Raw genomic sequence first — 7,486 nt, forward strand, 5'->3', positions numbered from 1 at the left:
CAAAAAGGACGGGCGGGACGCCCATCCCACAATAACAATTAAAATTGTAAGTTATTTAATTCGCGATCCTTAGTCGTAAATTTTATTCCCGATCGCCAAACTTGCCGATCGAGTTTCATTTTTCTGTTTTCATTTTTTTTCTACTGTGCCGAATTCCGGCTGGCGACGGCAAAAAGCCCGATCGAACCCAGCTAAATACTTAAATCATTTTATACCACCGATCGGCTCAGTACAAATATCGGTTTTGCTTCCAACAGCCGCTGCTTTATCCGTTACGAAGCCTTTGACGTATCGCTGACACTCGATGCTTGGGTGGCGGACTCGGCCGATCGGTATCCGTAGAAATCTATCCGGTAGTCTACTATTTTGACACCCGTTTGCTCTTGAATTAGCTCGATCAAGTCGATCGGCAATTCCACATGAACGTCGAGAATCTGAGCCGTATCAAGACAATTGACATGAGAGTGAGAATCGCTGACATTGCCGTACAAGCGTCCCTCCGAGCGTTCTATGCACTCAATAATCCCTGCTTTCGACAAAGCTTCTAGATTTTGATAAACAGAAGTATGCCCGATCGAATGAGCTTGTTTGTTGAGGCGATCGTAGATTTCGCGAGCAGAGAGGTGTTCTTTTGCCTCCCACAAAAGTTCTAGAATAAATCGACGCTGGCGGCTCAAGCGCATTCCCATCGCCTGACAGCGGTTTAAAGCATCTTCTAATGAACTAATTGGTTTCACAGCTACCGCCTTATAAAGCCTGCTCGATTTTTAATTCTGGTACAATATTGCACGCCGATATATTCACTAATTCTAACGCAGGGTTGCCCAACAGTAGAAGGTAGAGGGCAAAAATCTCGAATGAGTGAATTTTTTCGAGTTGCTGCTCAACTCTATCTTCTACTGCCACACATCCTAGTTCGAGGATTTGATGGCGTTAACCAGTAACTTGGCGATTTCCGAGAGTTGCTTTTTGTTGAAAGTTTTGAGCAAAAGCTTGACTACCGCCTTCGGTTCGGCGGGAAGTGCGACTTGCTTCGACGCGGAGGCTGGGGCTGCTGGGGCTGCTGGGGCTGCTGGGGCTGCTGGGGCTGCTGGGGCTGGTTTTGGGCTTGCTGCCAAAAGTAGCAAATTTTTACTCGGAACGATCGTCTTAACTTTCCCCACTTGTACTAAATCGCCAGCTTCCTTGAGTTCTTTGATAATCAACGGAGCTAAGACTTTATAAGAGTTTTTGGGATTAACGATCGCTGCTCTAGCTGTTTTTACTAAATTTTGCCAAGTCTCTATTTTACCTCCCAACTTATAGAGGCGAACGCACACAGCCGTCAACTCAGAGCGACTAGCAGCCGATTCTTTCTGCTTGAACACCTGCAACATTTCTTTGAGTAAAGTCATCACTTCAACAGCAAAATTCGCCGGCACAGCGCCCGCTGTTGGAGCGGCGGGCGTACCAGACCCAGCAGCAGCCTGCACTTTACCCGACGCCAATTTAGTGAGGTGAGTTTCCAGTTGAGCAAAAACAGGCATCACCTGCTGCACAAGTTTTTCTCCCTCCTCATTCCTCAAGCCGAAAGGCCCCTCCAGTCGCCCCAGCAAGTCCTTAAGCGTATCAACTCCCTTTAAAAATAGGGATTCTGCCGTTTGGTCAACCTGCTTAACGGGCCCGTCCTTGAGCACCTTAAAACAATCTTCCAAGCGGTGAGCGGTTGTTTTAATACTATCTAAGCCAAGCATAGCCGCCCCTCCTTTCACGGAATGGGCGGCTCGAAACATCTCTTGGACGCTTTCGGGGTCTTTCATCGTGGACTTCAAATCCACTAAACCATTTTCTAGAGTATCGAGGTGCTCCTTAGCCTCCTCTATAAACAAACGCATTATTCGGTCTTGCTGATCTGACACGACAGTCCTCCTAACAATCTGTGCACCCTCCAGAAAGCACCCTCTTCGCGGGAGAAAACACGACTCCTGCCAAAAGTCGGAAGCTCCCATGCAAAACATTCTAGCCTGCCTCAGCTAGCAGACTCAAAATACGGGTGTCAGGGCACTCTTAGCTCTCAAACTGGTGCAGTGGAGATTGAGCCTAGAGTTCTGAGGGAGTATCTGGAGCGACTTCAATACCCATTCCTTGTTTCATCATCTGCTGAGTCGTAATCAAGTCGTTTAACTCCTTGACTTCGACGCCGATGTCTTGGCAAGCCTGTTTCAGTTCCCGCTCGAAGGTGTTGAGGTCGCCTCCGTAGCCGCAAAGCTTCGCGGCTGTGGCGATTCCTTGTTGGGCGTTAGCTTTGGCGCAGTCGATCAATTCAATGCCTTTGAGGGGTTGGGAGGATGCCATAATTTCAAGCCACAATTTATCTTTTCTCACACTGTACCTAGAAGGTTGAGGTCGATCGATCTATCGAAAGGCATGAAAAATCCTGCCTGTGCTCAGTGTTGCCCATTCATAGCTATTTGTATGGGATTTCCGGGCCAGATAGCAGTAGTTGGGATTGTCTAACCCCCATATTCCCCGCAGAAACCTGGTTTTTGCGTAAGTCCTCATATTTATTGACAAGTCGAAGTCATTACGAGTATGATTTAACAAGAAGCAAAAAAGAGAGCAGCCATGAGGATCGAAGAAATACCCCTCAACCAGATTCGCCGCCCCCTGCCACGAGTCAACGACCAAACCAAAGTCGCCGCCCTTATGGAATCCATCCGCGAGGTAGGTTTAAACGAACCCATCGACGTGCTAGAAGTAGATGGTCAGTATTACGGATTTTCCGGTTGCCATCGGTACGAAGCTTGCCAGCGTCTCGGTTTAGAAACTATCCGCTGTAATGTACGCCGAGCTCCCCGTACCGTGTTGCAGATGCACTTAGCCTGAGCCTCTCAACAGAAATTCATGACAGGCAAATATTCGATCGCCCAAAGCTTTCTAAGATATTCGATCGACAATCACTAATAACAAGCTAAAAACCTATGACTACCAACAACCACAAACAACATCTTTACCCCACCCGCATCGATATGTCAGCCGCCACCCGCTCTCAAGTAGTCGGGCTGCTCAACGCAACGCTAGCAACGACTCTGGACTTAAAAACTCAAGTCAAGCAAGCTCACTGGAACGTCAAAGGCATGGACTTCTACCAGTTGCACTTGCTATTTGACGAAATGGCAACAGAACTCGAAGAATACGTTGATACGGTTGCAGAACGAGTCACAGCTTTGGGCGGTTTGGCTGTAGGAACAGCCCGCACAGCCGCCGCAGATTCGATTTTGCCAGAATTTCCTTTCGACATTTTAGACGGCAAAGAATATGTGACGGCTTTAGCCGATCGCTACGCGCCCTACGCCCAACACCTGCGAGTCGCCATCGACAAAGCAGGCGAACTCGGCGATGCCGATACAGCGGATCTGTACACCGAAATTTCGCGGACAATTGACAAGCGTTTGTGGTTCCTAGAAGCGCATTTGCAAGGTTCTGCGACAACTGCAACAGCCGCCAGCCCCGAAAAAGTAGGCGTCAGATAGCCAACTGTCAATAATTGAACTTGCATCTTCATAAATTGCGAAACTGCTGTGGGGCGGGCCGAACAGCCCGCCCCAAAAATGTATTTCGTTAAGGCTCGTGACAGTTTACGATCGAGAATATGTCCATTTAGTGAACAAACCTGACGGTCAACTGAGTACAGTTAGACCACAGGCTTCTTTTTCTTTTTTTTCAAAGGCTTTTTATAGTGAGGTAGTTCCACCCCCACTTGCTAATATAGTATCAGAGTATTTCCCGGTCATCTTGGGGTATAAAAGAATAATTGTCGGTTTCCGTACCTACACCCGACGAGCCTTTCATCACGCGGGCGTAATTCCCAACGGGGTACTTCGCGCCGCGCTCTGATTAATCCCCTCTAAATATACCGAGGGACTTCCCGGCTAATAGTTAATTTGGATGAATTTTTCGTGACCGCCAATATTCCAGATTATGCTCCTCAACTGCAACGGCTGATGCAACAGGCGGGGCTTTCGAGCGATCGAGAACTCAGCCAAAAAGCAGGAGTTTCCGAGATCCAGCTAAGTCGCCTGCGTCGCGGCTTAGCTTTGCAAACCCGAGCCGACATCCTGCTCAAAATTAGTCAAGCTTTGCAAATTTCCTTAACCGAACTGCTCGCAACCTTGACGCCCAACTATGTAGAGTTAGAAAAGGCACCACCGACAGCCGTAGAACAAGAATATCAGCGCCTGCAAGCTTCGATCGAACAGCAGCGAGAATCTTTGATGCAGGAATTCCAGCTATCTAGCCTGCAAATTTTAGAATCTTGGATGTTGCAGTGGCCGACTGCTGCGAGCAAAGCTCAGGAAAATCACAACTTGCGGGCTCAGAAACTACTGCCCTTGCTGCGGCCAGTCGAGCAGTTATTAGAGCATTGGGGAGTGGAGTCGATCGCCCCAGTCGGAGCCGAGATTCCCTACAACCCCCAACAGCACCAGCTAATGGAAGGAACAGCCGAACCCGGAGAACCCGTCACAGTCCGCTACACAGGCTACAGACAAGGTGAAAAACTGCTCTACCGCGCCAAAGTTAGCCCAGTTTGATTCATACCAGAAGGCATTCGGCAGAACAAAGATTGTCCCCCTCTCAAAATTCACTCCCGGCGAAGCGCTGCGACTGCGATCGGCCTTAAGATCCGCGACGAGCACCATCTTTTGCACTCAAAACTATTCTCCCGCTCTCAGGCTCTGGCGCTTTCCCCCTCTCTTATTTGGCTCGGAGTCCATCTCGCAGCTATACTAGCCTAGTCTGGCTAGAAATTCTGACATTCCCACCGCAAAATATGAGTCCTGTAGTTAAAATTATTCAGCCCTCTGGCATTTTAGACGGCACCAAGGCAAGTCAATTCCGCCAAGAGATTAGCGACCTCGTGGAAGCGGGAGCCGATGTGGTATTGATAGACTTCACTGATGTGACATTTATGGATAGTTCTGGTTTAGGCGCTTTAGTCTTGGCGCTTAAAACAGTCCGGGCCGCTGGGAGTCAATTAGTTGTCTGTTCTATCAACGAGCAAATCCGCATTTTATTTGAACTCACCAGCATGGATCGAGTTTTCGAGATATTTCAGACCCGCGATGCTTTTAATAGCAAAATTCTCTCAACTAACTAAATCTTTGGGCTGCTGTCTTCTTGCTATTTTGTCACAGATGCACTGCAAGAAGTCAGCTAGCCAAAGTTTACCTTGAGTAAAGACCAATCATCATCAAAAACTGCTTTAGCGTTCAACTTTTGAATGTAGTTCAAAACCAGCTCTAACTGGTCGGCACTTGCACCGTTGTAAGCTGCTAACAAATCTACGAAAGGGTCAAGCCCCCAGATATTGCCGTCAGGTTGGTGGATCTCGTATACCCCGTCGCTAAAGATGTAGAGAGTGCTCAAATCCTCGACATCGCAGCAATTATCGACATAGGGGGCGTCAGGGAACATCCCGACGGGCATTCCGGGGGTTTTTAATCGCTGGATTTTAGCGGTGCTCGCAGGGGACTGGGAAATTAACACTGCCGGTGGATGGCCGGCGCTGGCATAAACTAGCTGGCGAGAAATGCGGTTGTAAACGCCGTACCAGATGGTGAAATACTTGTCATTTTGGTAGCTCATCTGGAAGGTGGTGTTGAGGGCGCGCAAAACGTCGCTGGGTTTGTAGTAGTCTATGTTGGGGAGCGTGCGCGATCGCAGCAAATTCAGCACGGCCACAGAAGGCAGCGCCGCCCGCAAACCGTGACCGGCTACGTCGAGCAAGTAAATCGCCAAATAATCGGCATCTAGCCAGTTGTAGTCGAAGCAATCTCCCCCCAACTGCCGGGAGGGAATGAATTTTGCTTCGATGCTGAAAGGTTCCGTCATCGGATCTGGCAGCAGCGATTGCACGTACTCGGCGGCCTCGGCTAACTCTGCTTCCAGACTTTGCTTGGCTATTTTCAAATCTCGGCTGAGTTGGTGCAGCCTCAATCCCGCGCGTACTCTTGCCTGTAACTCGTTGAGTTCGATCGGCTTGGAGATAAAATCGTCGGCACCGGCGTCGAGGCCTTTGACTCGATCGGCGATCGAACCCAAAGAAGTCAACAAAAAGAATTGTGTAGTTGACAGATCCGGATCTGCCTTGACTCGACGGCAAACATCTATGCCGGTCAAGCGCGGCATGATCCAATCGCAAATTATCAGGGCCGGACGCAATTTTTGCGCCTGGGCTACACCGTCTTCGCCATTGCTTGCTACTGTTACTTCGTAACCCTGTTTTTTCAGGGTTCTTCTCAGCAGTTCTTGAACAGCCGTATCATCGTCAATAACCAGAATTTGAAACATGGGCACTTAGGTACTACAAGTTTTTCAAGGTCTGGGGGTCATTTAAAATATATCCTGTCAGCGCCCTTGTCTGAGATTGAGTATAGTTGATTGACATCGCTTTCGAGGTAATTGCTTTTGAGGGCGGGTCGGTGAGTTCAATTTACGTTAAAATTTGATAGAAATTTGGCGCGATCGAACTTCACTCAGTTTATACTCAGAATATAAATTTTTATAGACTTTTATTTGCCACAGGCGATGGTTGACATGGAAGTGCTATTTATGGTATAATGGCTAACCGATTAGTGGATTAAACATCGATCGACGGCCCACCAAAGCTAGTATCCTCAAACAACCATTCAATTTGGCCGCCGTTATACTTTGTCTCGTGGTATTTTATCTGGTTGTATTTTGTCTCGTTGTATTTTGCCCACCGGCCGATGAAGAACTTGTGTGGTGAGCGTGATTGAATTAAAGGGTTCCGAAAAGTTGCCGATGCTAAAAAAAGCGGATCTTCAAGTCAATACAGGTCTGAATGGATTAAGCTGGGTTTTGTCGTGGTTTGCACAATTGTACGACTCGCGAATCCCTACAAGTGTGTGGATCAGGTGTCAGTTGGCTTTGGCTGAGGGCTTTACGAATGCGGTGCGTCACGCCCACAAGGGCAAACCAGCGGATTTGCCTGTTGACATTCAGGTGGCGGTGTTCGCTGAATCTTTAGAGATTAAAATTTGGGATTCGGGCGATCCGTTTGATTTAGAGACAAAAATCAAAGATATTTCGGAAAAAGTCGATATTCACTCTCCGGGCGGGCGGGGCCTAAAATTAATCAAAGACATCGCAGACAGTATTAGTTACGAGAGAACGGCTGATGGACGAAACTGTTTGTCGATGGTCAAAAATTATTCGCCCTGTATCGACGATCGATGAAGCTGATATTTTGTTGGCAACTGCTGAAGGAACTTTCTGGTTAATAGGCTTTAAGCTGTGGAGCATTTAAACCAGTAACGAGGCTTGTATGGTGCGTCAGTTATAACACTTACGCGCTTATGCGGGAAACACTTCTGTACGCTGGGCACCCTACTATCGTCTTTTAAATGCCGAACAGCTTAGGAATGAGAATTAAATAACTTCCACAAGTTTGTGGGATGGGCGTCCCGCCCGTCCTTTTTGGACG

At 48.1% G+C, this 7,486-nt stretch carries 10 protein-coding genes; 5 read left to right on the plus strand and 5 right to left on the minus strand.

The window, feature by feature from the left end:
- Window positions 1-272: 272 nt before the first annotated feature.
- The 4 genes from QUB20_RS27605 to QUB20_RS27620 form a co-directional block, all read right to left on the minus strand.
- Window positions 273-737 (minus strand): Fur family transcriptional regulator, encoded by a 465-nt coding sequence (locus tag QUB20_RS27605; protein ID WP_333250712.1) that lies wholly within the window; start codon window positions 735-737, stop codon window positions 273-275.
- 10 nt (window positions 738-747) lie between these two features.
- Window positions 748-906, minus strand: a complete 159-nt coding sequence (locus tag QUB20_RS27610) for a hypothetical protein (protein ID WP_333056303.1) — start codon at window positions 904-906, stop codon at window positions 748-750.
- Window positions 907-911: 5 nt separating this feature from the next.
- A complete protein-coding gene (locus QUB20_RS27615) occupies window positions 912-1,997 on the minus strand; it encodes an Hpt domain-containing protein (RefSeq protein WP_333250714.1) in 1,086 nt (361 codons plus the stop codon).
- Between the two features lie 82 nt (window positions 1,998-2,079).
- Window positions 2,080-2,334 carry a hypothetical protein gene (locus QUB20_RS27620; RefSeq protein ID WP_333241084.1) on the minus strand — a complete coding sequence of 85 codons (255 nt, stop codon included), beginning with the start codon at window positions 2,332-2,334 and terminating at the stop codon, window positions 2,080-2,082.
- 270 nt (window positions 2,335-2,604) lie between these two features.
- On the opposite strand from QUB20_RS27620, the gene QUB20_RS27625 reads away from it, so the two are divergent.
- The 4 genes from QUB20_RS27625 (at window position 2,605) to QUB20_RS27640 (ending at window position 5,137) form a co-directional block, all read left to right on the plus strand.
- Window positions 2,605-2,865 carry a sulfiredoxin gene (locus QUB20_RS27625; protein WP_332985662.1) on the plus strand — a complete coding sequence of 87 codons (261 nt, stop codon included), beginning with the start codon at window positions 2,605-2,607 and terminating at the stop codon, window positions 2,863-2,865.
- Between the two features lie 95 nt (window positions 2,866-2,960).
- Window positions 2,961-3,512, plus strand: a complete 552-nt coding sequence (gene dps / locus QUB20_RS27630) for a DNA starvation/stationary phase protection protein Dps (protein WP_333250717.1) — start codon at window positions 2,961-2,963, stop codon at window positions 3,510-3,512.
- 426 nt (window positions 3,513-3,938) lie between these two features.
- Window positions 3,939-4,571, plus strand: coding sequence for a helix-turn-helix domain-containing protein (locus tag QUB20_RS27635; protein WP_333250719.1), 633 nt, complete (start codon window positions 3,939-3,941; stop codon window positions 4,569-4,571).
- 239 nt (window positions 4,572-4,810) lie between these two features.
- Window positions 4,811-5,137: an STAS domain-containing protein gene (locus tag QUB20_RS27640; RefSeq protein ID WP_041623653.1), complete on the plus strand. Its 327-nt coding sequence runs from the start codon at window positions 4,811-4,813 to the stop codon at window positions 5,135-5,137.
- 56 nt (window positions 5,138-5,193) lie between these two features.
- Here QUB20_RS27640 and QUB20_RS27645 read toward each other — a convergent pair whose 3' ends face one another.
- Window positions 5,194-6,330: a PP2C family protein-serine/threonine phosphatase gene (locus tag QUB20_RS27645; RefSeq protein ID WP_006632014.1), complete on the minus strand. Its 1,137-nt coding sequence runs from the start codon at window positions 6,328-6,330 to the stop codon at window positions 5,194-5,196.
- Between the two features lie 432 nt (window positions 6,331-6,762).
- On the opposite strand from QUB20_RS27645, the gene QUB20_RS27650 reads away from it, so the two are divergent.
- Window positions 6,763-7,239 (plus strand): ATP-binding protein, encoded by a 477-nt coding sequence (locus QUB20_RS27650; protein ID WP_333250722.1) that lies wholly within the window; start codon window positions 6,763-6,765, stop codon window positions 7,237-7,239.
- Window positions 7,240-7,486 lie beyond the last annotated feature (247 nt).

Origin of the sequence: Microcoleus sp. B4-C2, assembly GCF_036705265.1 — a bacterium.
In the GTDB taxonomy this organism is placed as follows: Bacteria; Cyanobacteriota; Cyanobacteriia; order Cyanobacteriales; family Microcoleaceae; genus Microcoleus.